The organism is Lacrimispora sphenoides JCM 1415, assembly GCF_900105615.1.
GTDB classification, from domain to species: domain Bacteria; phylum Bacillota; class Clostridia; order Lachnospirales; family Lachnospiraceae; genus Lacrimispora; species Lacrimispora sphenoides.
In genome coordinates this window covers 1421053-1446198 of sequence record NZ_LT630003.1, presented here as the reverse complement: position 1 = coordinate 1446198, position 25146 = coordinate 1421053, and the positions used below count along the sequence as shown (strand labels likewise).

General features: G+C 43.9%; 19 protein-coding genes. 4 read left to right on the top strand and 15 right to left on the bottom strand.

What is annotated here, in order from left to right:
• Window positions 1–13: 13 nt before the first annotated feature.
• The 12 genes from BMX69_RS06385 to BMX69_RS06330 form a co-directional block, all read right to left on the bottom strand.
• Window positions 14–1054, bottom strand: a complete 1041-nt coding sequence (locus tag BMX69_RS06385; RefSeq protein ID WP_054790602.1) for an ABC transporter permease — start codon at window positions 1052–1054, stop codon at window positions 14–16.
• Between the two features lie 16 nt (window positions 1055–1070).
• A complete protein-coding gene (locus BMX69_RS06380; protein ID WP_025232842.1) occupies window positions 1071–1988 on the bottom strand; it encodes an ABC transporter permease in 918 nt (305 codons plus the stop codon).
• A gap of 130 nt (window positions 1989–2118) precedes the next feature.
• A complete protein-coding gene (gene tsf / locus BMX69_RS06375) occupies window positions 2119–3042 on the bottom strand; it encodes a translation elongation factor Ts (protein WP_054790601.1) in 924 nt (307 codons plus the stop codon).
• A gap of 187 nt (window positions 3043–3229) precedes the next feature.
• The gene (gene rpsB, locus BMX69_RS06370) at window positions 3230–3970 is read right to left on the bottom strand and encodes a 30S ribosomal protein S2 (protein ID WP_054790600.1); all 741 of its coding nucleotides are present in this window, start codon (window positions 3968–3970) and stop codon (window positions 3230–3232) included.
• A 322-nt stretch (window positions 3971–4292) separates the two neighbouring features.
• Window positions 4293–5108 carry a GTP-sensing pleiotropic transcriptional regulator CodY gene (gene codY / locus BMX69_RS06365; RefSeq protein ID WP_100041888.1) on the bottom strand — a complete coding sequence of 272 codons (816 nt, stop codon included), beginning with the start codon at window positions 5106–5108 and terminating at the stop codon, window positions 4293–4295.
• Between the two features lie 132 nt (window positions 5109–5240).
• The gene (gene topA, locus BMX69_RS06360) at window positions 5241–7310 is read right to left on the bottom strand and encodes a type I DNA topoisomerase (RefSeq protein WP_100041887.1); all 2070 of its coding nucleotides are present in this window, start codon (window positions 7308–7310) and stop codon (window positions 5241–5243) included.
• A gap of 14 nt (window positions 7311–7324) precedes the next feature.
• Window positions 7325–8425, bottom strand: coding sequence for a DNA-processing protein DprA (gene dprA / locus BMX69_RS06355; RefSeq protein WP_100041886.1), 1101 nt, complete (start codon window positions 8423–8425; stop codon window positions 7325–7327).
• Complete coding sequence (locus BMX69_RS06350; RefSeq protein ID WP_054790598.1) at window positions 8412–9959, bottom strand: YifB family Mg chelatase-like AAA ATPase; 1548 nt, start codon at window positions 9957–9959, stop codon at window positions 8412–8414. Before BMX69_RS06350 ends, dprA begins: the two co-directional genes overlap by 14 nt.
• Window positions 9960–10151: 192 nt before the next feature.
• Window positions 10152–10931 (bottom strand): TIGR03915 family putative DNA repair protein, encoded by a 780-nt coding sequence (locus tag BMX69_RS06345; protein WP_100041885.1) that lies wholly within the window; start codon window positions 10929–10931, stop codon window positions 10152–10154.
• On the bottom strand, window positions 10928–12256 hold the full coding sequence (locus tag BMX69_RS06340; RefSeq protein WP_100041884.1) for a putative DNA modification/repair radical SAM protein: 1329 nt from the start codon (window positions 12254–12256) through the stop codon (window positions 10928–10930). Before BMX69_RS06340 ends, BMX69_RS06345 begins: the two co-directional genes overlap by 4 nt.
• A gap of 530 nt (window positions 12257–12786) precedes the next feature.
• Window positions 12787–15024, bottom strand: a complete 2238-nt coding sequence (locus tag BMX69_RS06335) for a hypothetical protein (protein ID WP_100041883.1) — start codon at window positions 15022–15024, stop codon at window positions 12787–12789.
• Window positions 15011–17194: an efflux RND transporter permease subunit gene (locus tag BMX69_RS06330; protein ID WP_100041882.1), complete on the bottom strand. Its 2184-nt coding sequence runs from the start codon at window positions 17192–17194 to the stop codon at window positions 15011–15013. The genes BMX69_RS06335 and BMX69_RS06330 overlap by 14 nt, the downstream gene beginning before the upstream one ends.
• Window positions 17195–17435: 241 nt before the next feature.
• On the opposite strand from BMX69_RS06330, the gene BMX69_RS06325 reads away from it, so the two are divergent.
• The 4 genes from BMX69_RS06325 to BMX69_RS06310 all read left to right on the top strand — a co-directional run bounded on the left by BMX69_RS06325 (window position 17436) and on the right by BMX69_RS06310 (window position 21595).
• Window positions 17436–18017 carry a TetR/AcrR family transcriptional regulator gene (locus BMX69_RS06325; protein WP_100041881.1) on the top strand — a complete coding sequence of 194 codons (582 nt, stop codon included), beginning with the start codon at window positions 17436–17438 and terminating at the stop codon, window positions 18015–18017.
• Between the two features lie 120 nt (window positions 18018–18137).
• A complete protein-coding gene (locus BMX69_RS06320; RefSeq protein WP_100041880.1) occupies window positions 18138–19196 on the top strand; it encodes a hypothetical protein in 1059 nt (352 codons plus the stop codon).
• A 104-nt stretch (window positions 19197–19300) separates the two neighbouring features.
• Entirely contained in the window at window positions 19301–19846 is a 546-nt protein-coding gene (locus tag BMX69_RS06315; RefSeq protein ID WP_054790595.1) for a nitroreductase family protein, read from the top strand.
• 75 nt (window positions 19847–19921) lie between these two features.
• Window positions 19922–21595, top strand: a complete 1674-nt coding sequence (locus BMX69_RS06310) for a S8 family peptidase (protein ID WP_100041879.1) — start codon at window positions 19922–19924, stop codon at window positions 21593–21595.
• 32 nt (window positions 21596–21627) lie between these two features.
• On the opposite strand, the gene BMX69_RS06305 is transcribed toward BMX69_RS06310, so the two are convergent.
• Genes BMX69_RS06305 through BMX69_RS06295 form a run of 3 tightly spaced genes read right to left on the bottom strand, consistent with a single transcriptional unit; the run spans window position 21628 to window position 25141 of the window.
• Complete coding sequence (locus BMX69_RS06305) at window positions 21628–22824, bottom strand: MFS transporter (protein ID WP_100041878.1); 1197 nt, start codon at window positions 22822–22824, stop codon at window positions 21628–21630.
• On the bottom strand, window positions 22821–23678 hold the full coding sequence (locus BMX69_RS06300) for a PRD domain-containing protein (RefSeq protein WP_100041877.1): 858 nt from the start codon (window positions 23676–23678) through the stop codon (window positions 22821–22823). Before BMX69_RS06300 ends, BMX69_RS06305 begins: the two co-directional genes overlap by 4 nt.
• Window positions 23679–23716: 38 nt before the next feature.
• The gene (locus BMX69_RS06295) at window positions 23717–25141 is read right to left on the bottom strand and encodes a glycoside hydrolase family 1 protein (RefSeq protein WP_100041876.1); all 1425 of its coding nucleotides are present in this window, start codon (window positions 25139–25141) and stop codon (window positions 23717–23719) included.
• Window positions 25142–25146 lie beyond the last annotated feature (5 nt).

Sequence of the window (25146 nt, the reverse complement as noted above, 5' to 3'; positions counted from 1 at the left end):
GAATCTCTCCTCCTTAATCTTTCAGCTTTGGATCGAATGCGTCACGCAGACCATCGCCCAACAGGTTGAAACTTAGAATAATGATAGAAATCATAAGTGCCGGTGCAAATAAACGGTGCGGATAACTTTGCAGACCATTTAACGCAGCGCTTGCAAGACTTCCCAAAGAAGGCATGGGCGCAGCAACGCCAAGGCCAAGGAAGCTTAAAAAGCTCTCCGTAAAAATTGAAGATGGAATCTGCAGCGTAGTCGTAACAATTAAGGTACCAATACAGTTTGTAAGCAAATGTTTCTTAATGATATGACCGCTGGATGCTCCAAGGGCTCTTGCCGCAGTTACATATTCCTGCTCCTTTAAAATCAGGATCTGGCTTCGCACGATACGTGCCATACCTACCCAATAAAGCAGGGCAAATACAACAAAGATACTGATTAAGTTAACACCGATGACCTGGATCCACTGAAAACCGGGCCTTTGAGACAAGGCTTTTAGCGGTTGGTCAAATGCAACGGAAAGCAAAACGATAATCAAAATATCTGGTACTGTATAAATCATATCTACAATACGCATCATAATCATATCCACCCAGCCGCCGAAGAAGCCTGCGATGGAACCGTAAAGGGATCCGATGAGTAAAATGATACAGGAAGCGATCAGACCGACCATCAGGGAAACACGGCTTCCCATCATGACACGGACCGCATAGTCACGACCCAGGTTATCCGTTCCTAAAATATGAGGAAATACTTTCTCTCCCGATTCTATAGCAGTCAGTTCTTTTTCAGAATACTGCATGGGAGCAAGATTTTCACTTCCACGGATCTGCTGTTCATACCTATATGGGTAGAATTGAGGGACTAAAAAGGACAAAATAAATACAACAATGATAATAGCAAGGCTGATCATTGAAATCTTATTCTTTTTAAGGCGTCTGATTCCATCCTTCCAAAATCCAACGCTCTTACGCATGACTGTCAGGCTTTCTTTTTCTGCATCACTTGCCGGGAGAAAGTCTTCTACATTTAGCTGTAATGATAATTTATTCTTTGGCATTTCTTTCTCCTTTCCCTTACTTCAGATTAATTCGCGGATCGATGAATTTATAAGCAACGTCGACCAGCACATTCATGATAACCATTAAAGTAGCAAGGAAGATCGTAGTACCCATGATAAGAGGATAGTCACGTCCTGTAATGGAACCGATGAATTCAGATCCCAGGCCCGGAATCGTAAATATCTTTTCAACAATAAAACTTCCTGTTACGGTATAGGCCAAAAGCGGTCCTAAATATGTAACAACCGGAAGAATGGCGTTACGAAGTGCATGCTTAAAGATGCTGACCATCTGGGAAAGCCCTTTGGCACGGGCTGTTCTCATGTAATCCTGTCCCATAACATCCAACATGGAAGAACGCATCAGACGTGCGATATAAGAGGACGGATAAAAGGAAAGAGCCATGACAGGCATAATGTAGTTTTTCCACGACGCCAGTCCAAACGTAGGCAAAAGTCCCAGCTTTAAACTCAAAATATACATTAATATAGTACAGACAACAAAACTCGGTACTGCGATTCCGCATGTACTGAAGATAATGATAATATTATCAACTGCGGTTCCGCGCTTGAATGCAGCAATACTGCCTAATGGAACTCCAACAAGAACAGCGGTCAGAATTGCCATTCCGCCGATCCTTGCAGATACAGGAAATTTAGTTTCAATGATCATGTTCACCGTACGGCCGCGCTGTTTTACGCTTAATCCTAAATTGCCGTGAAGCAGATCCTTCATATAGGTGATATACTGTTCGCCTAACGGTTTGTCCAGGCCGTACTTTTCATTAAGGGCCGCCTGGGCCTGTGGGCTGATGGCCTTCTCTGACATGAAGGGGCCGCCTGGCACCATATTCATGACAAAGAAAGTAACCGTTGCAACAGCAAAGATGGTTACGATCGCCATAGCGATACGCTTTAAAATATATTTAGCCACTTTCCTCAACTCCTTTGGTATAGTGATGTCCGTCAGTTATGGAAACATTTGTCAATGGTAAACGGACACTGTTTTAAAAGAAAAATCCCATGGATACCCATGGGATTCCCCCCAGAATCCTGCTACAAGATTACTGCATCTGCCTAGCAACTTCTTCTGCAAAGTTCTCTTCCTTCTTTTCAAGACCTTCACCAGTCTCAAAGCGTACGAACTTTTTCACATCTACCTTACCGCCGACTTCCTTGGAAACCTGCTCCAAGTACTTTCCAACAGTTAAATCTCCATCTTTTACATAAGCCTGATCTACCAGACAGAATTCTTTTAATTCTTTGTTTAAACGACCTACAATCATCTTCTCAAGAATGTTATCTGGCTTATCCGGATTCTCATTCTTAGCCTGAACCTTTAAGATTTCCATCTCATGATCAATGAAATCCTGAGGAATCTCATCTCTCTTCACATACTTTGGTGTTAATGCAGCGATCTGCATGGCAATATTCTTTAAAGCTTCCTTTACCGTATCATTCACTACTTCTGCATCAGCTTCAATCAGGACACCGATTCTTCCGCCGCCGTGGATGTAATCAACAACGACTCCTTCGGTAACGATCTTCTTATATCTTCTGATGTTCATATTTTCCCCAATCACAGCGATCTGGCTGGATAATGCCTGAGCAACGGTTAAGGAGTTGTCCTGTGTCCATGGCTCTGCAAGGAATCCTTCCATATCTGTTGCCTGGGAAGTAAGCACCTGAGTTGCAACTTCAGCAACATAGGTCTGGAACTGAGCGTTCTTTGCAACAAAGTCTGTCTCACTGTTTACTTCAACGATTGCTGCAGATTTTCCGTCTTCTGATACAACCGTGGTAACGATACCTTCTGCTGCAATTCTTCCTGCCTTCTTAGAAGCAGCTGCAAGTCCTTTTTCTCTTAAGAACTCTACTGCTTTGTCCATATCACCGTCTGTTTCTGCAAGAGCTTTCTTGCAATCCATCATGCCCGCGCCGGTCATCTCTCTTAATTCTTTTACCATTCCAGCTGTAACTGCTGCCATTTGTTTTCCCTCCATCAATTGATTTCATTATTAATGCCCATGCTCTTTGGGAATAAAGGTATGCCCGCAGGGCGTCATTTCAATTTCGATATTATAAAAGGCCGTTTTATTACAGGAACCTTTTTCCAGTAAAAAAAGCTTCGACCCGCTTCTCAAAGCAGGTCGAAGCATTCAATCGCCTGAATAATTAAGCCTCTACAGTCTCTTCTGTTTCCTGAGCTGCTTCTGCTTCCTCTGCTACTGCCTCGCCCTGGTTTGCTTCGATTACTGCGTCTGCCATCTTGGCAACAATTAACTTAACGGCTCTTATCGCATCATCATTACCTGGGATCACGAAATCAAGTTCTTCAGGATCACAGTTTGTATCAGCGATACCAATTAACGGAATTCCCAGTGTATGAGCTTCCTGAACGCAGATTCTTTCTTTCTTTGGATCTACAACAAAAATCGCATCCGGAATCTTCTTCATATCCTTGATTCCGCCCAAGTTCTTCTCTAATTTCTCCCACTCTTTCTTAAGAGCAATAACTTCTTTCTTAGGAAGAACATCAAATGTGCCGTCCTGGGACATGGTCTCAATCTGCTTTAATCTTGCAACTCTGGACTGGATTGTCTTAAAGTTTGTAAGCATACCGCCAAGCCATCTCTCATTAATAAAATACATTCCGCAACGCTCTGCCTCAGATCTGATGGCATCCTGAGCCTGCTTCTTTGTTCCTACGAAAAGGATCTTGCCGCCTTCTGCAGCAATATCGGATACTGCCTTGTAAGCTTCATCTACCATTACAACAGACTTCTGCAGATCAATAATATAGATGCCGTTTCTCTCTGTGTAAATGTATGGAGCCATCTTAGGGTTCCATCTTCTTGTCTGATGACCGAAGTGTACGCCAGCTTCTAAAAGCTGCTTCATTGAAATAACGCTCATGTTATTACCTCCATTTGGTTTTACTTCCGCCCGCTTCTTATGCTTCCGGGGAGACCGGTATCCGGCACCTTCCTCAGGAATCCGCAGACGTGTTTTTTATCAGCTTAGCCAGTATAGCATATCTTTTTACACGATGCAAGTATTTTTTTACATTTTGTGTTCAAATTAAACATGTCCTACCATATTTTGTGTACAGATGAAACAACTGGATATGAAAGCATATTCGTCAGATTCATAAATTCAAATCTGAACGTTTTTCCTTAACCTTCCATATAAAAAAGAGCAGTCTATCACTCTGCTCCTTTTTCTCCTGACAATGGCTTTACATATCTTTAATTTCCCGGCGCTCCGGCATATTTTTTATGGTTCCGGCCTTTATGACTTTCAATTCATCAAACACCACATCGTTCAGTACCTTAATATAAGTTCCCTTCATACCAGAGGACCTGGATTCAATCACTCCGGCACTTTCAAACTTACGAAGGGCATTGACAATGACAGAACGGGTAATCCCTACTCGGTCAGCGATCTTGCTGGCTACCAGGATGCCCTCATTGCCATCCAATTCCTCAAAGATATGAGTAATGGCCTCTAATTCGGAAAAAGATAAGGTGCTGATTGCAGATTTGACAATCTGCACTTTTCTGGTCTCCTCCGCATTCTCTTCGTTAACCGACCGCATCATCTCAAGTCCTACCACGGTGGTGCCATATTCGCTTAAAATGATGTCATCGATATCGTATTGAGAATCGGATTTATAAATGAACAGGGTTCCTAATCTTTCCCCTGCAATATCAATCGGTGTGATGATAGCTTGGTATTTTCTGATATTGTCACCAGTGAAACCCAGCGTTTCCAGATTAACGTTCTCCTTTGTTGATAATATACTGAGCAAACGCTCATTTAACATGGTATCAACATAACCGCCAACCTGGTCCGCGATCAGCTCCTGAATCTCCTCGATGTCCGGTGTCAGACCTATGCCCAGCACCTTTCCCTTCTTGCTGATCACAAGAATATTCGAATTCAGGATCTCGGTCAGCACTTCACAGATATCGTTAAATACAACCTTATGCGAATTATTGTTATGCAATAATTTGTTAATTTTTCTAGTTTTGTCCAACAACTGTACGCTCATAGCCGAAAACCTCCTTAAGAATTTATGTGAAAAACTAAAATACACCTCTAATGATTAAATATTAACATTATTATTTTCAAATAACAATAGTTTTTTGAAGATTTTCGATTTTCTTAATAATTATTCTTTTTCCTATTTGTCAGTGCTATATCCACATTGCTCGTTTGAGCATAGTAATTTGTTTCCCTTTTCAACCATATAAGCACCGCACTTTGGACAGGCTTTGGTAGAAGGCTTCTGCCAGGACATGAAATCACACTCAGGATTTGCCTCACATCCATAATAAATTCTGCCCTTTTTGGTTTTCTTTATTACTACCTCTTTTCCGCATTTCGGACAAGGCACACCGATTTTTTCCAGATAAGGCTTTGTATTCTTGCATTCCGGAAATCCGGGACAAGCCAGGAATTTGCCATGAGGACCGTACTTTATAACCATGTTCCGTCCGCACACTTCGCAAATCTCTTCCGTCACCTCATCAGCGATGGTCACAGATTCCAATTCCACAAGAGCTTTGTCTACCGCTTCTTTTAAATCCGGATAGAAGTTTTTCACAACAGTTTTCCACGGAACAGACCCATCTCCCACTTTATCAAGAAGGTACTCCAAATTAGCAGTGAACGTAATATCCACGATACTTGGGAAGCTCTGCTTCATCATACTGTTAACTACTTCACCAAGCTCCGTCACGTAAAGATTTTTATTTTCCTTTGCCACATACCTTCTGGCGATAATGGTTGTGATGGTAGGAGCATAAGTACTTGGGCGTCCTATCCCCTGTTCTTCCATGGCCTTTACAAGGGAGGCCTCCGTAAAGTGCGCCGGCGGCTGGGTGAAATGCTGTCCGCTCTCAAGTTTATCCAGTTTAAGGATGCTTCCCTTTTCCAGATTTCCAAGCAATACATTGGTATCTTCCTTTTCATCTTCCTGTACATATACGGACATAAAACCATCAAAGGACAGTTTGGAAGCGGAAAGTGTGAAGACATAGTTTCCTGCCCCTACTTTGACTGAAGTGGTCGCATAAACGGCAGACTGCATTCTGCTTGCTGTAAAACGTTTCCAGATCAACTGGTAAAGCCTGAATAAATCCCGTTGCAGGGATTCTTTTACAATAACCGGCGTAAGGGCAATATCCGTAGGACGGATCGCCTCGTGGGCATCCTGGATCTTTGCATTGCTTTTTTTCACCGGTTCCCCATTTGCTACGTACTGGCTGCCGTACTGCTTTCCGATATATTCTCTTGCCGCAGTATCTGCTTCCTCTGCGATCCTGGTGGAATCGGTTCTCAAATAGGTGATAAGTCCCACGGTTCCATGCCCTGCAACCTCCACGCCTTCATACAGCTGCTGGGCAAGACGCATGGTCTTCTGGGTTGAAAAATTAAGTACCTTTGATGCTTCCTGCTGGAGGGTACTGGTAGTAAATGGTATGGGAGCTTTTTTAACTCTTTCTCCATTTTTAACTTCCTCTACCTGATACGTCTGATTTTCAAGACCTTTCAGTATCTTATCCAGCTCTTCCTTTTTACCAATAGCAATCTTGCCGTCTTTATCACCGTAAAATTTTGCGGTTAAAGACTTTTTGCTTCCTTCCTGTTTTAGAACGGCTTCCAGATTCCAGTACTCTTCCGGAATAAATGCATTGATTTCTTCCTCCCGGTCACTGATCAGACGCAATGCCACTGACTGGACCCTGCCCGCGCTTAAGCCTCTCTTAACTTTCGCCCAGAGTAGGGGACTGATCATATATCCAACCATACGGTCCAAAACCCTTCTGGCCTGCTGGGCATCTACCAGATTCATATCAATTGTTCTCGGGGTTTTTAAGGAAGCCTTTATCGCATTCTTTGTAATCTCGTTAAAGCTGATCCGGTACACCTGCTTATCCTTCACTTCATCCAGCTTTAATGCCTTCATCAGATGCCAGGAAATCGCTTCTCCTTCCCGGTCAGGGTCAGTCGCAAGATAAATCTTATCGGCCTTTTTCACTTCTTTCCTAAGTTTGGCCAGGATATCTCCTTTTCCTCTGATTGTTATATATTTGGGATCAAAATCATGCTCCACATCAATTCCCATCTGGCTTTTCGGAAGATCCCTCACATGTCCGTTAGAGGCATCCACTTCATAATTCGCTCCCAGGAACTTTTTTATCGTTTTTACCTTTGCCGGTGATTCCACAATTACTAAACAGTTCGCCATACCAAACTCCTCGCCTATAGTTTCTTACCATAATATTGATGGGATGTCTGTACAACACAGCCTTTGAGCTCTAATTCCAGAAGAGTGCTCAAACAATCACTGACAGACAATCCGCTTAAAGATATAATCTCTTCCAGATTCTTCGGTTGCAAATCTAGGCAACTATACACCATTTTTTCTTTTTTGACAAGTCCGTTCTCGTTTTTTTCATGAACTCTTAATATATTACCACTCTGCAATTTGAAATATTCCAGCACAGAATCAGGACCTAACAAAATTTCTGCGCCTTCTGAAATAAGCCGATTGCAGCCTGCACTTAAGGGATCTGTGACCCTTCCGGGAAGAGAGAAAATTTCTTTTCCCTGCTCAAGTCCCAAGTTTACCGTGATCAAAGAACCACTTTTCTCCCGTGCCTCAATAACTAAAATTCCATCTGACAGTCCGCTGATGATCCGGTTCCTCATGGGAAAATTACAAGGTCTTGGAGCTTCACCCGGCATAAACTCCGTAATGATTCCGCCCCTGACCGGCATCTGTTCATATAATCCATAATTCTCCTTAGGATAACAAATATTGATCCCGCAGCCTAAAACTCCATAGGTGTCTCCGCCGGCTTCCAGCGCTCCCTGATGCCCTGCACCGTCAATTCCCAATGCCAATCCGCTTATGATCTGAATTCCCGCTCTGGAAAGCTCCCTGGCCAGGCAGGATGCCATTTGCTTCCCGTAATTCGTACAGTTTCGGGCTCCGATTATGGAAACCGCCGGCCTTTCATCATCAGGCAGCTTTCCTTTAAAAAAGATTCCCATAGGATATCCATAAATTGAAAGAAGCCGTTTCGGATATTCTATGTCATATGGTGTAACAAAATGAATTCCTCTATTTTCCAGCTTTTCCAGCTCTGCTATACAAGCATCTTTTTTACGTTTCATCTCCTCAAAAACGGAAGCTTCCGCCTGTTTTAAAAGTCCTGACTGTTCCAGTTCTTTTCCTTCTATATTATATATTCCTTTATAGCTTCCGATGGAATCATAAAGTCGTTTTATTTTTACCGCTCCCAGAGCGGGAACATGACAAAGCCAGTATAAATACTCCCGTTCCTCATGACCGTCCATAAATTCCTCCCCAATATTTCCCTTCCATGCTGCGCAGTCCTACCGCTTCTGCCAGATGGTTTTTTCTTATCCGTTCAGAGCCGTCCAGATCCGCAATCGTTCTTGATACTTTTAGGATCTTCTCATAGCCTCTCACACTGAGTCCCAGATTTTCATATACCTTCTTTAAAAACTTCTGCTCCTCGTTTCCCAGACTGCAGGACACCTCAATCTGGGGCTTTTTCATGGAACTGTTAAAGTATATCCCACAGCCTTTAAACCGCTTTTTTTGAATCCTTCTTGCGTCCTCAATCCGTCTCCGTATAGCCGCAGAGGATTCACCGCCTTTTCTCTCCTGCAGCTCTTCGTATGTGACGGCCCCGGATTCTGCGCAGATATCGATCCGGTCCAACAGAGGTTTTGATATCCTGCTTAAATATTTGCGTACCTGCAGTTCAGAACATCTGCATCTTGTCCGATCCGGGTAAAAGCCGCAGGGACAGGGATTTAGAGCCGCTGCCATCATAAAGTCCGCCGGGAATTCATAGGCACCGAATATTCTGGTAACAGTTATTTTCCTCTCCTCAAGAGGCTGCCTTAGAAGCTCTATGGTAGTTCTTTGAAATTCGGGTAGTTCATCCAGAAACAGAACGCCTCCGGATGCCAGGGAGATCTCGCCTGGTTTTGGTATTCGTCCTCCCCCGGCAAGAGCCGTTGGACTGATAGTATGATGGGGGCTTCGAAAGGGCCTTTTTACCACCAAAGGCTCTTCTTTGGAAAGCAGCCCGCATACACTGTATATCTTTGATATATCCACGGCCTCCTCCATTGACAGAGACGGCATGATCGTTGGAATCCTCTTCGCAAGCATCGTCTTTCCGGTCCCTGCAGGGCCGATATAAAGAATGTTGTGCATACCTGCCACAGCCACTTCCGTGGCCCGTCTAAGAAAAAGCTGGCCCCCAATCTCTGAAAAATCAACGTCATAAGCTTCCTGCCGCCCCATCAGCTCCCCATTTTCATAGGAGCCTGTTTTTTGCTTCTCCGGGTCGTTTAACTGATCCGTTAAATCTTTCAGATGATCCACCCCAATAACTTCTATTCCTTCTATTACTAAGCCCTCCCTGACGTTCTCTCTGGGAAGAAAACACTGGATTTTTCCGTCCTTTTTTGCAGCGGCAGTAATGGAAAGGGCTCCTCTTACAGGCTTAATTTCCCCATCTAGCCCCAATTCCCCGGAAATCACACAACTGCATAAAGCGGCAGGTTTAACCATGCCGGAAGCAGCCAGTATGGCCACCGCAATGGGCAAATCAAAAGCAGTTCCCTCCTTGCGTATGTCGGCCGGGGAGAGATTGATAGTGACTTTTCTTGCAGGCAGCCGGAAGCCGGAGTTTCTTAATGCCGTTCTTACACGGTCCTGGGCTTCCCTAACCTCAGAGGAGAGATAACCAACCATGGAAAAACCCGGAAGCCCATCACTGACATCCGCCTCCACCAGGATAGGGACCCCTTCCACTCCCTTAATTCCCACACTATGAACTTTACTATACAAAAATTGCCTCTCCTTTCACTCTTCCTGCCCACGCCTTCGGGGCAGGGTAATTTATTCTGTTTCATTAAAACAAGCTTGGAAAACATGCAGAAACGCATCTGGAATGTTCCTGAACCGGAACCTGATTTTATGATAACCGAAAAAAAGGAAAATGGCAATGTTTTTCTCTTCATCCGCCTGATTCAGATATAATCAGGAATCCTTTAAACCATGGGAAAATTCAGGCATATAGGCCCGGTAACGGAGCGGCATGTGATTACGCTGACAAACCGGATTTGTCCGTTCTTTTATGGAAACGCTTTTTCTAAAGTGCTGAAAAAGTTCCTCATATTCGTCTTCATCCGACGCTTTTTTCATTCGCCTTTCCCATTCCGGCGAAATTAAATCCACCAAAAACCAAGGCCGCATTGCCGGATGTAAAACTGCCTTTTTCCTGTTTTCATCATAGATAACCCAATTCTCTCCTGACAGGCGGTCCATAAAATGAGGAGCAAGAAGAACAAGTACATCATTCTTTGGTCCGATCCTGCTTACCAAAAGATCGCCCTCCATCTCCACAAACCGCACAAAGCCTGTAAGCAAATGAGTCTCATTATCAATATTACGGCATATCTGAAATATATCGTATACCTCTTGAACCTGAAGCATATGAACAATTTTTGCACCATAATGAAAACCGTAAATTAGAAAACGGTATATTTTATCCCCACGGTCTCTTTCCTTACTTAACGCAGCCTTGTATACGGCAATATAGGCTTCCTCTGAAATCTTCCCTCTGATAGCCTGTACCACCTTATCAACACTCTGGGCATTGATCGGAACCTCCTCGTACTGGCAGAACAGCTCCATAGTATCCTCATCCCCTATAAGCCCAAGTTTCACATTCCCATGTCCCTTTCTGCTGGTCCATGCCGCGTACACACCGCTGAGAATGCCTTCCACGCTGTTCTCACACAAATAGACTGTCTTCATAGACGGACTCCTCCCCAATCTGTCAAAGCAGGTATATTCATGTCATCAAACAAAGAAAGCTGCCGGAAGGTTCCTGATGAGCCGATATCCCATACTTTTTTATGTTCCTCTCCCACGAGGTGACTGGTAATAAAGTCCTCCTCAATCTTAACGGGATACATCATCCTGCCGGAACAGGTAATAAAGTAAAGCGCACGCTTCAATACAACACCAATCTTCTTTAAAGCATCAAAATCAAGCGGACCATTCCTTCTGGCTGCAACGATACGCTTCACCGACTTCACTCCCATTCCGGGAACTCTCAGGAGGGTATAATAGTCTGCACGATTCACTTCCACTGGAAATAATTCCAGATGGCGCAAAGCCCAATCACACTTTGGATCCAGAAATACATTGAAATTAGGGCGAGCTTCGGAAAGCAGCTCTCCCGCCTGAAATCCATAGAAACGCATGAGCCAGTCTGCCTGGTACAGCCTGTGTTCCCGCAAAAGGGGAGGCCCCCCAGGAAGAGCCGGCAGACTGCTGTCCTGATTGACTGGAACAAATGCAGAATAAAAAACCCGTTTTAAATCATAATTCTGATAAAGCGCCTCTGCTACCATCATCATCTGGAAATCATTTTCCCCAGTGGCTCCCACAATCATCTGTGTGCTCTGACCGGCGGGCACAAAGGACGGAGCCTTTTTGTATTCCATCAGCTCGTAACGATTAGCCGTAATTCCTTTCTGAATCTGCTTCATGGGAGTAAGAATCTTGCTCCTGCTTTTGCCGGGAGCCAGCTTCTTAAGTCCGTCGGCAGTGGGAAGTTCCAGATTGATACTCATACGATCTGCCAGAAAACCTGTTTTTTCGATCAATACCGGATCTGCACCCGGAATAGCCTTTACATGGATATAACCGTGAAAATGGTATTCCTCCCGCAGCTTTTTAATGGTCTGATAAATCAGGTCCATGGTATAGTCCGCACTGTGAAGGACTCCCGAGCTGAGGAACAGCCCTTCAATATAATTGCGGCGGTAAAACTGGATCGTCAGCTGGCACACCTCCTCAGGTGTGAACGCTGTTCTCACAACATCGTTAGAGCATCGGTTGATGCAGTACTTGCAGTCATAAATGCACTGGTTGGTAAACAATATTTTCAAAAGGGATATACATCTGCCATCTGCAGAAAAGCTATGGCAGATTCCGCATGCCGCCGCATTCCCGAGCGTCCCTGCTTTTCCCTTTCGGTCCACTCCGCTGGAGGTACAGGCAACATCATATTTTGCGGCATCTGATAATATTTCAAGCTTTTCCTGTATCGTTAATTCTTCCTGAATCAGCATTTCATCACCTCGAACACACGTTCTTTTCTTTTATTGTAGCATAGGCAAATCTTTTTTTCAAGTATTTTCGAATGTATGTTCTGAATTTTATAGATTTAACATAGTCCGGGGTTTATGAGATTTCTAAATGTGATATAGCATATGGAGGATCTTTTAAATAAGAAAAAATATACATATTAAAATAGCAGCAGAAAAAGAGGCGGAAATGCATACTCTCTCTTTCTGCTGCCAATTCATAAACCTGAAATCTTAAAGCCCCGCCCCCTTGCGGTTGACCATCTGCTATTCCGGCACATATCCATTAAATTCCGCTCCGTCATGCGCCATCTGATTGAAGCAATCGGCTGGAGTTTAGAAACCTTGCAAAGCTGGATACAATGAAGGATAGAACGATGGTTACAATGATGGATAGAACGATGGTTACATTGATTGCATCAATGATGGTTACAATAATTGCCTAAATAATGGATTAAATGCTCTTTCCCATGGTTTCTCTTCATGTTCAAAATGGGACAGGTCCTTATGTACCGTTATTTAAAAACAGAAGTAATAGTTCTCCAAATATATTTGAAAACATTCCCGACGCGGTGGAAAAAATTACCATCAGGCTGAAAGTCTTCATCCACTTTTACATCATCACTGTCCTGTTTATCTTTTATCTCCTCAGTACGCAGAATCATCTGAATGCTTCTGGGAGACGGATTTTTTGCCGAGGTCATGGACATCGGAGAGGCTTCCAAATCAATGTTTAAAATGGTTGTATCTTCTATCGTATATTCATCCCATTTGTCATCAATCATATCCTTAATGGTGTTTTTTGCATTTCTCAATACCTCGGTCTGATTCAGTCCATTCCCTGCCTCATCTAACGTACCGGCAAGGCCGTTTAAGGTTTTCTCCGTACTGCTGTTTAAGGAATCGCCTACCACTTTCATCTGATTTTCAAGGGACCGGAAAAATACGTTCATGGAATCAATGCCTCTGGAGGCGCTGTCTGTCATTTTTCCAATATCATTTAAGGTCGCGATCATTTCATCATGATGACGGTTTAAAATACCATTTAACCCATCCACAGAGTTGATCAGATCATCAGCCGTATCACAGATATTCCCTGTAGCAGTGGCTATGTCAATTACTCCGTTAATCGCTCCGTTTATCGGGCCTCTTAAGGAATGTAAGTCTGCCATCAGCATCTCGGTCATCCCCAGCATTTTCCCCAGATCTCCGGTCAGCCCCGCACCGCTGTTAACGATCTGCGGAAGAAGCGCTGCTAAAGGTGCGGATGCTTCCAGCATTTCCTTGGATCCATTGCTTGGGGTGGCCTTACGGTCGGTTGCCAAAGCGGAAGACAGATAACCGGTAAGAGCATTTATTTCCGGAATAGAGTAGTCTTTTTCGTTAAACAAATAGGAAGATATCTCGTCTTCGTCCATCAGGCCTTCATCCTGGATCTCCTGGATCAGATCCTGTAAGTCAGTATTTTTCATCCCTGCCGCCGATGTACTTAAGGTATTGCTAAGAGCCGCAAGCTTAGGAAGCGACTGCCCAAGGGATGCAAGTTCCTTTGCCAGCTGCTGCTGCTCCGTTGTCAGGGTATTTAAGTGTCCTTCTATTTTTTTAACCTGCCCCATAAAAGCCTGGGATTTCATATCCGTCTGAGAATCCTTCGCCATTCTCCGCAGGTCATCCACTTCATTTCTTAAATACCGGACACTGTCCTGCAGATCTCCAAGATCCGGTGACAGGTCATCAAGAATTCCCACCATATGATTTGTCTGGGTCCTGATCTCATTTAAAGCATTTCCGGCATTCTGCGTATGGTTATAAAAGGGCCTCATAGTCTGGGACAAATTGTCAAGAGCTGCCAGAGCCTCATCCGCATTCTCATACACCTTACCCTTGGAATCGGCAAATATCTGCCTGGTCCTGTCAAGTCCCCTGAGACCATCCGCCGTATCTGCGATGCCTTTTTGCATGTTTCCCATGGAGTCTAAAACCACATCCAGACTGTCGCTGATTGCATCTGCCGAATCCTCCATGGTTTCCTTGGCATCTCTTAAATCTTCAATTTTATCAAGCTGGCTAACTGTTAAAGGGACCATGGTAAAAATTAAGCCGGAAAATTTAAAATCATCTGTACCGATGCGGATGGAATAATGGCCTTCCTCTCCAGGCAGTTGAAAGAAAACAACCATATTTAAATTACCGATGGACTGCACCTGAGCGCCTTCCGCTTCCAGGCTTAAGTTTTTATCCATATCTACAACTGTGCTGGCCATTAGGGCCATGTTATTCCGGTAATAATCGGAAACTCCTTGATTGGGAACCAGATCTACATTGACTTCGATCAGGCCCTTTTCACCAGCCAGCTCTTCTGCTTTTTTTTCTACCCCGTTTAAACGATAACTTACTTTAATATCCCATGGAAGCTGGGATTTCTCTGTTTTGGTCCGGCCTTCAAAATAAAACCGGTTTCCTGTCTCTTCCGGAGAAAAGGTGATAGAGCCGTCTTCCCCTATCACAGGCTCCGAATGGTCCGTTAAATTCATTACCTTATCGTAAACACCGTAATCCACTACCATGCTGTTTCCATTCATCTGGTAATTCTTTACGATGCTGCTTTCCTTGATCTCCCCATAAGGGTCCATGGTCACATAAAGCGTTTCATCATACTGGGGCACATCAGGCGAGGCCATGGCCGGCAGTACGGACTCAAGGGAGACTATGACAGCCAGGCCCATACTTAGGATTCTATTATACTTCTTCATGATCGTTCTCTCCTTTGATTTTCACTTTTCCATATCTTAAACGTCGTTTTTCTCTTCTCTTTGCCGCACGGAACTGCTGATTCTGGATCTGCTTGTCAAAGGTGCTAAGCAAGGCAGGAAGAAGGGAAAGTACCAAAATCATGCTTAAAAGCGCTCCCCTTCCCACCAGGCGTCCCACCTGGGAAATTGCTTGTATGGACGATGTAAAATACAAAAGATAACCGACTACCGTAAGGATACCGCCTGACGTCAGAATGGAAAGGGTACTTTTCGAAATAGCAGCCTTGGCGGAGTCCGTATTGTTCATGGTTTTTCGGAAGCCCAGATAATTATTGGTCATCAGGATGGAATAATCAATGGTAGCTCCCAGCTGCAGGCAGCTTACGATGATGTATCCGATGTATACCATGTAGTCTCCCAGTACATAAGGTAACGTCATGTTTAAATAAATGGCCACTTCAATCGGTATAATTACAAGGATCGGTACCAGAACAGACCGGAAGGTTGCAAAAACAACCAAAGCCACTCCCGCCAAAGACAACAGTGAAACCTTATTGTAGTCATCCGTTAAAATGTCACGGATATCAATCGTCGTGGGGGTCATGCCTATTACATAGGCATCTTCCGGATAGTACTCCCTGATCAATTGTTCCAGCTTTTGGCTGCATTCAAAGGCATACGGACTCTCCTGGACCGTGTTTAGGGAAATCAAAAGCCTTGCGTACTTTTCACTACGAAGCTGCTCCGACACTTTTTCCGGAAGAAAGCTTTCCGGAATTCCCTTCGGTATGGTCCCTGCCATGGACATGGCATAATTTACAAAATCTAAGTCCTCCAAAGCTTCTGTCAGCTGCCGTTCCGTTACAACAGATCCATTTGGAACAATTCCGATGATCATGTTTGATTTTCCGAATTCCTCATTGATTGCCCTGGTATCCTCATAAACTCTGGTTCCAGGTCCGGCTCCAATGGCATCATCCCCGTAGTAGAAAACGTTCATGCTCTGTCCGAAATAACAGGGAACAGCCAGGAAAATGGCAATTACAAAAACAGGCTTCCTGATCTGGTTCATCAACACTGCAAACCGGTCAAAAGAAGGAAGGAATGGTTTATGAGCTGTTTTTTCAATCTTATCATTAAAGTGCAGGATCAAGGTCGGCATAAGGAACAGTACGGTAGCCAGGCTGCAGAGAATTCCCTTCGTCAGCACAAAACCCACGTCCTTGCCGATGGTAAAACGCATGAACGCAATCACAAGAAATCCTACAATAGTAGTAGCACCACTTGCCAGAATAGAACTGCAGGATTCCTTTACTGCCAATTCCATGGCTTCGTGTATCTCTATGCCGGTATCCTTAATTGCCGTAAAAGTATGTAAAAGGAAAATGGAATAATCCATGGACACTGCCAATTGCAAAATGGCTGCCGTGGAAAAGGTAAAAAATGATATGGTGCCAAACATCAGGTTGGATCCCATATTCATAACGATGGCCACTATCATGACGAAAATAAACAAAAACGGCTCCATCCAGGATGTTGTGGTAAGAGTTAAGATCACCCAGATAATTACTAACGCCATTCCAATGGCCATGGTAATCTCTTTTGTTATGGACTCTTCCCGCTCTTTACTGGATACGGCGCTTCCTGCAAAATAGCCTCTGTCTTTTCCTACAATTTCATAAATCCCGTCTACCGCTTTCCGGGTCACCGGACTATCATCACCATTTTCAAATATTACATCCATCTGAGCATACCCATCATGATAATAGTCTTCCATGGAAAAGGCATCCACAGACATCATATCGGTAATCCCCTGGTCCAAAAATGAGGCTCCCATATAGACATTTGTTGTCATATCAGGACCTATGACCAGATCCACCCCTTCCAGATCCGATATCTGCCGTCTTATTTTTTGAGCTTCCGGAAGGCTTACATCCTCTACCATGATCCGTGCCATTCCAGGATATCCAAACTCATCCTCCATCACATCAAGGGCCTGTTTCGTCTGGGCAAACTGCGGCAGGTATTTACTTAAATCGTAATTTACCTTTACAAAAGGAAAACAGATTGCACAGATGATGGCCGTAAGAAAGAAAAAAATCTCTATTTCCTTTCCCTTGAACACAATGATATGTACGATTCTATCAAATAAACTTTTGTCTTTTTTCATATTTTCCTCCATTACCCATCACTTTTCTTTTAACGGAACCTTAATTGACTTTTGAACACGTGTACATTATAATACTCTTGTAAATAAGTTTCAATAATCAATGAATGAAGAAAGATTCATTAATAATCAAAAAATCTTTTTTCATACAATACTCAACACTCTTTGATATAGCGTTCATAAATTTCAGAGATTCAGGTGCTGAAATGAGAAACAAGTCCAGAAACACAATTGGAGGAATCATATGGAAACTCAAAAACAGGATCGCCGCATCCGAAAAACTCAGAAGTTATTGAAAGAAAGTCTTCTTGAACTCATGGAAAAAAAGGACTTTAAGAATATTTCCGTGAAAGACATCACGGAACTGGCAGATTTAAACCGGGGTACTTTTTATCTTCACTATGCAGATACTTACAGCCTGTTACAGGAAATGGAATCCGAAGTCTTAAATGATTTTCAGGATATGGTAAGCAACTGCCGCTATGCCTTTAAAAAGGGTTCACTCCTGCCCGTTGTCATACCAATCATTCATTATATTGAGGAGAACAAAAAGATATGTAAGATCCTTTTTGAGAACAGCTCCTCCAATGATTTTGTAAACCGCTTCCATACCCTTGTTTTAAAAAACGGCACAACAATCATCAGGGAGCAGTATCCTGCTGCCAGGGAAGTAACCCTGAACTATTACCTTGAATTTATCACTTATGGACTGACCGGTGTCCTGAAACAGTGGCTTGATACGGATATGCAGCAGCCAAAGGAAGAGGTAGCCGAATTTGTGGATAAGATGATCATGGGAACTGCACAAAAGCTCCTTGCTGTTTAAACAAATCATTTTTTGTCTGGAATCCTTATTTTTTGTCTGGAATCAACCGATATATGGGTAGCGATGTCATACAGCCATTTAACTGTAGGCTGCATCAATAATTACACAAGGATGAACTTTATGCTAAAAAATATAAAATCCAAAAATGAGAAGATACCCAAGACACCCTCAAAAAAAGGGAATGCAGTAAAAAACAAACAAAATAAAGCAAAACCGGCCAAAGTTCCAAAAGACAAAGGAAAAGGTCTATTACCTAAAAATAAAAGAGTTCTCGTATTGATGGGAGCCGCCCTGCTGATCGTTATTATGGGATCTGTTCAGGCCATTATTCTGCTTACTTCCCAAAAGAAGGGGGAGCCGGAAGAAAAGGCAGGAGTAGCGCCAACCTACTACTTTTCGAAAGAAGAAGATATTTCTTCGGTAACTGAAATTGTTGGCGAACGCGATTTTGAAAAGCTGGAGGCTTCTGAAACCAGCCCTGATACAGAAACGAAGGAACCCGCTGATCAGAACGATATACCTGCGGAATCTTCTGCCGGCACTGCTTCACGAACCTCCGGCCCGGGGGCGAGTTACAAGTATATTCATGTGGATGATACCTCCGCTGATATAAAAAGCTACATGGATTATCTGGAAGGGAAAAAGAATTTCATTAACGTAACGGATAAACCCGAACAGTCAGAGTCCGGACAGCCTTCTGCAGACGAGACCCTTAAGACAAGCTCAGAGTTTTATCAGCTTGCCGGGCCGTCTAAAGATTCCGCTTCCTATCTTTCCATTACCCTGGAATCCGAAGCTGACAGCTATACCGTAACCACCAGTAAAGAAAACCAGCCCTGGAGCACCTATTTTAAAGACCAGTGGAATCAGCAGAAAAAGATAATTGCGGATTTTGATAAACAGCCAAAAGCGTCCAATACCATAGAGCAGGCAGAGGATGCCGTCCGCTCCCTAAGCCAGGAAACGCTTGGCCTGGCGGAAGCTGCCGACTCTTACGAATTTATCGCATCTCCTGGATTATCTAAAATCGAAGGAAAAAATTACTATACAGTCAGGACATACAAACGGCAGCCTGACAGCACCCTGATTTATATAGCCACCTATTTATTTGACTATGAAACCAGCAATGTGGCTTCTCAGTACGATGAAGTAACAGGAAAGACAACTCCGCTGGGATGATTTCACACGAAAAAGACGGACAGTCCTTACGGACCGGTTCCGTCTTTTCCTATTTTCCTTTTTATGCTATAGTAAGCTTATAAAAAACAGAAGGAGATGTTATTATGGAATTTTTACAATTGGCAAAAGAACGTTACTCAATGAGAAAATTCAGCGACCGGAAAATAGAAAAGGAAAAACTGGATTTGATCCTGGAAGCCGGAAGAATCGCTCCTACTGCTGTGAATTATCAGCCCCAGCGGATTCTTGTCATTGACAGTGAAGAAAATCTTGGTAAATTAAAATCCTGCACCACCTATCATTTTCATGCTCCTCTGGCTTTGCTGGTATGTTATGATTCCACGGTCAGCTGGAAAAGGTCTTACGACAATAAGGATATGGGAGAAGTTGACGCAAGCATAGTTGCCACGCAGATGATGCTTGAAGCGGCTGATTTAGGATTAGGCAGTACCTGGGTAGGTCATTTTGACCCTGTATGCATCCGTTCGTCATTTGATATTCCGGAACATTTAATTCCTGTTGCTCTGCTTCCCATGGGTTATCCCGGAGAAAACTGCGCTCCTCACCCTCTTCATGAGAAACGGTTTGCTATAGACCATACTGTTTACTACAATTCCTTTAGCGGCATTGACTCCCCCAAAGAACGGTAACCTTTCATGAACCCCCATATGCATGCATAAGATAACTATATACTGCGTTTAAAATAGCAGGTTGGGGGCATTCGCATGAATAAAATATTGGATAACGAATATTATGACTTGATCATTAGTAATTCTTTAGTTCCCGGTTTTGATACGGGTAATAATCTTACGGTTTTAAATGATAAATATTCATTGATGCATATATGGAAAAACAATATGGACGCCTGTGACCTGGGACGGTACCCTTACGATAACTTCCCCTCTCTTTTTACACTTACTTCTAAAGCGAGCATAGAAAAATCAGGCATTACCAATGTCCGGAGGCATCCCGATTTAAGCCTGATGGGGCTTGGGGTAGCCATCGGCATCATAGACACCGGCATCGACTACCAGCACCCCGCATTCAAATATCATGACGGTACCACCCGTATTCTTTCCATATGGGACCAGACCGACCAGACCGGCAAACCTCCCAAGGACTTTAGTTTCGGCTCAGAATATACGAAAAAGCACATCAATACTGCACTTAAATCCAAGAACCCCTTATCCATGGTGCCTACTGTTGATAACAATGGACATGGTACGGCAATCGCCAGTGTAATCGCCGGCAGCCCCGATGAAAAAAACTCTTTTACCGGTGTTGCTCCCCAAACCGAGCTTATCATAGTAAAATTAAAAGAAGCGAAGCAAAATTTAAAAAAGCTGTTCTTTGCTCCGGATAATGCCCTGTGCTATCAGGAATCCGATATTATGCTGGGAATCCGTTACCTGCTCTCCGTCTCGCAAGAAAAAGAGCTTCCTCTCGTTATATGCATCGCATTGGGAAGCAGCCAGGGAGGCCATGATGGATTGGGAGTTATCAGCTCTTACTTAGAACACATCGTACAAATGCCAAAAATTGACGTATTGGTAGCCGCAGGGAATGAAGGAGACAGCCGCAGACATTATTTCCACCATTCGTCGGCTACTCCTTTCCGCAATGGCTTTAACCTAAAAATAGGGAGAAATGATAAAAAATTTACGATGGAAATCTGGCCCTTTCCTCCTGGGAAAGTAAGCATTGAAATATTCCCGCCTAACCAGGAATTCATTCAGAGCATATCCCCCCCTGCCGGTGTTTGCCAAAAATTTAACCTTTCCATGGGCCAAACTACCATTTGGATCAACAATATCCTTTTGGAAGGTTCAACAGGGGATCAGGTTATTTTATTGCGGTTTGACAATCCAACTCCAGGAATCTGGTATTTCCAGGTCACAAGCATAGAAAATGAACCTTTTTCCTTCCATTCCTGGCTGCCGTCAGGGAACTTGATTTCAAACGAAACATATTTCTATCAGGCAAACCCCAGCACCACCATAACAGCCCCGGGAAATGCTAGAAATCCTCTGACCGTTGCCGCCTATAACCAATTTGATGGCAGTATTCTGGGTGAATCAGGAAAAGGCTATTCCAGATTCGGGGAAATCAATCCTAATATCGCCGCTCCCGGATACTTAATTCCCTGCGCACTCCCAGGAAATCAATATGGCAGCCTTACAGGCACCGGAGCCGCCGCCGCACACGCAGCGGGAGCCTCTGCCATGGTCATGGAATGGGGGTACTGCAAAGGCAACCACACTACCGTCACCGGCGTCCAGATCAACCATATGATCATGCGGGGGGCACAGAGAGACAGCACCTATTCTTTTCCCAATGAGAGTTGTGGATATGGGCAGATAGACATATACAAACTGTTTCAAAGGATATCTGTGATTTGATGAATCTGGAATTAAGAATGTGAAAAGTAGCTTTAGCTGCCTAACCCATGGTTGGCAGCTACTTTTTTATAATACACCACTGCCCCAATTCCACCCAGGCAAGCAATCCCGGCCAGCAGCAAATACCCGGTCTGTATTCCTGCCCCGGCGGTCAGCGACCCGGTAAAGATCGGGAAGGTTGCCATTCCCAGCGCATATACAGCCTGGTACATTCCCATGGCCGTAGATTTGCTGCCGGCCGGTATGCCCCGCATTGCTTCCGAGGTTGCAAATGAGAACAAGATGCCGGTGGACATCCCTGGTAAAATTTGCAGCAGCAAAAGCACTGGTATGCTTCCGGCGGCCGGAACCAGGATACAATAGAACGCCACAACAGCAAATACCAGCGGGATCCAGAACCTTGGACCTTTGTGGCTGCAGGTCCCGGAAGATGCGAAAGCTGCAAATCCTACGGATGATATCATGTAGATCACAGAGGATATTCCTACAATCCCATCCGATGCGCCCAATTCTTTTAATATCTGGTTGGTAAACGACATGGCAGTTGTCAGCTGGATCCCCTGCTGAATCAGAGCTATGAAAGAGAACAGCCACAAGTGCCTGATGCTACAGACAGAAAGCAGTTCTCTGGTCTTATGTATGCCGGGTTTCACATCCGTTTCTTTAATTCCAACTGAAAGAAGAAAAGCCATCAGGCCCGCGCTCATGCTTAACATGCAGATTCCTGCCATGCCGATGCGATGATAGCTGATTGTACTGCACAGAAAGCCAAGAAGCATTCCAAAATTATTAAACAGTACGATCCGGCTGGTGGCAGCCTGCTGATCTCCGGCAGAAAAATGATTGGTGTAGAACACCATATAAGAAATCCACATGGCAGAAGCCAGTCCGGAGAAGAAATTGGCAACCAGAAACCCTGTGCCATTGCACCATAATACCCGGAAAACTGAGGCAGTACCGGAGGCAATCGCTCCTGCCATTATAAAATATTTATGTTTGCCAACAGAATCCGCACAAAGGCCTATGGGAAACCTTAACACCATTTGGGAAATTCCATAAGCTCCCACAACCATTCCGGTAAATGCGCTGCTGGCTCCACTGGCAGTTAAAAAAGTCGTCTGGTATGGAATGTATACATATTGCGCAAACCAGAACAGCGATACCATAGCAAGGTAATGGATTTCCTGTCTGCGCGTAAATGTAAGCTGATTTAAAGTCTGTTCTTTCATGTTTTTTCCCTTTGAGCATATTCCTCTAAAATTCTGTGGATGTGGACAGCTAAGTACATCTCTTCCTGTTTGGACAGCTTTGATTCAAATTTTTCTCTGATAAACACACCGATTTTCTTAACACACTCGTATTCACTGGGACAGCTCTCAAGGACATGGGTGTAAAAGGAATCCTCATAATCGTATAAATCCTGACTGCCGTTTACAAGCCTTTGTGCAAAGAGGCGCAGATGAGTCACAAAGCGGGTATATCCGATTCCGTCCTCATCGTAGAGAATGGAAAAATTGTATTTTACAATATCCAAAATACCCTTGACTGTCTCAAATATCTTCTGGTTATCCATACTGTTTAAGTTATTTGTCTGTGCATTAATAAAATGAAAGGCAATATTTCCAGCCTCATCTTCAGGCAGTTCTACTGACAGCCGCTCCCTCACAAGCTGCAGGGCATATAAGCCAACTTTAAATTCCTTTGGATTGAAACGTTTTAAGGTCTGTGTGTAGAAATTTTGTATTAAAATCCCCTCATTGTTCCTTTTTACAGCAAAAGACAAATGGTCTGTAAGTCCCAGATAAATATGCTCCATCAGTACCATTCCATAGGTGTCAATGGCATAATCAATGACCTGTTTGGCCAGTTCAAAATAGGTGCTGTCTATTTCGGAGGCAAGCCGGATGATATTCTTTGATATTGACCGGTCCTTTAAGACAAATACCTTTTCAATGTCTTCACTTTTTAAATGATGCCCAATGGACTTATTAAATCCAATTCCCTTTCCCATCAGGATCACTTCCCTGCCGCTGTCATCAAGTGCCAGCAGCAGGGAATTATTCATTACTTTTACAACCCTCATAACCCAACCCCATTTCTGTTATTCTCACGAAAGCAAACTCAGAGTTCGTCTCCATTGGTTTCAATCACCCGCTTATACCAGAAATAACTGTCCTTTTTCACACGGCTCATATCCTTTAAGTCATGGTCATCCCGATTGACATAGATAAAACCATACCGCTTGCGAAATCCCTCATGGGAACTGAGAAGATCCATAAACGACCAGGGAGAATATCCCATGACCGAAACCCCGTCTTCGATTGCCTGGCTTATCGCCTTAATGTGTGCCTTTAAATAGCTGATCCGGTACTCATCATGGACTTTGCCGTCCTCTGTCAGGGTATCGGCGGCACCCAGGCCATTTTCCGTTATAATGAGGGGAAGGTGGTATTTCTGATAATAACTGTTTAATACGGTCCGAAGGCCCAGCGGATCGATCTGGGCTCCATATTCACTGGAAACCAGATGCTCATTTTTAATATGATGAAAATAACCATATTGGTCAAAATCCACTTCATTGATGGGGAATGCCCTCTCCCCTGCCAGATGCCCCTCATCAGTCGGAAGATACCGAACACACAGGGTCCGGTAATAATTCAGGGCAATAAAATCCATCGCCCCGCCTTTTAAAATCTCCTCGTCTTCCGGCTCCATAACCGGTACGATATTCCTTTCTTCCAGATAGCGCATGTAATATCCGGGATAACGGCCATAGTAATGCATATCCAGGCAGTAATCCGTCTTAAACCAGTCGTTCATCCGGGCCGCCCAGACATCTTCCGGTTTGTTGCTTTCCGGATAGGTACAGGTGGAGGATACTGCAGGACCGATCTTTCCATCCGGTATGATGGAATGGCAGGCTTTCACCGCCAGGGCATGAGCCAGGAACATGTGGTAATCCATCTGGGCTCTCTGGCGGTCGGCTTCCCATGCATCATCCGTTGTGATGTTCATCCGTTCGTTTACTCTTACCATAAGATTCTGCTCGTTGTGTACCTGCCAGTAAGTGACTCTGTCTCCAAAGGCTTTAAAACATATTTTTGCATAACGCTCAAAGGCCTTTACACATTCTCTGGATTCCCAGCCGTTATATTTCCTGGCAAGGGCATAGGGAAGGTCAAAGTGGTATAAGGTAATAAAGGGCTGAATGCCCTGTTCTAACAGACGATCGATGATCTTATGATAGAAATCAATTCCTGCCTGGTTTATCTCTCCATCTCCATCCGGTATGATTCTGGCCCATGAAATGGAGAACCGGTAAATCTGCATTCCCAGTTCCTTCATTAACCGGATATCCTCCTCCCAATGATGGTAGAAGTCACTGGCGACCTTGCTGTCAGCCTGGATATCCGAGCGCTTAAAGGAATTGACATCAGCAACTGTAATGCCCTTTCCTCCTTCATCCCATCCGCCTTCTATCTGGAATGCCGAAGAGGAAGCTCCCCATAAAAAGTTTTTTGGAAAATTTGTTTTTGTTATTTCCATATCTA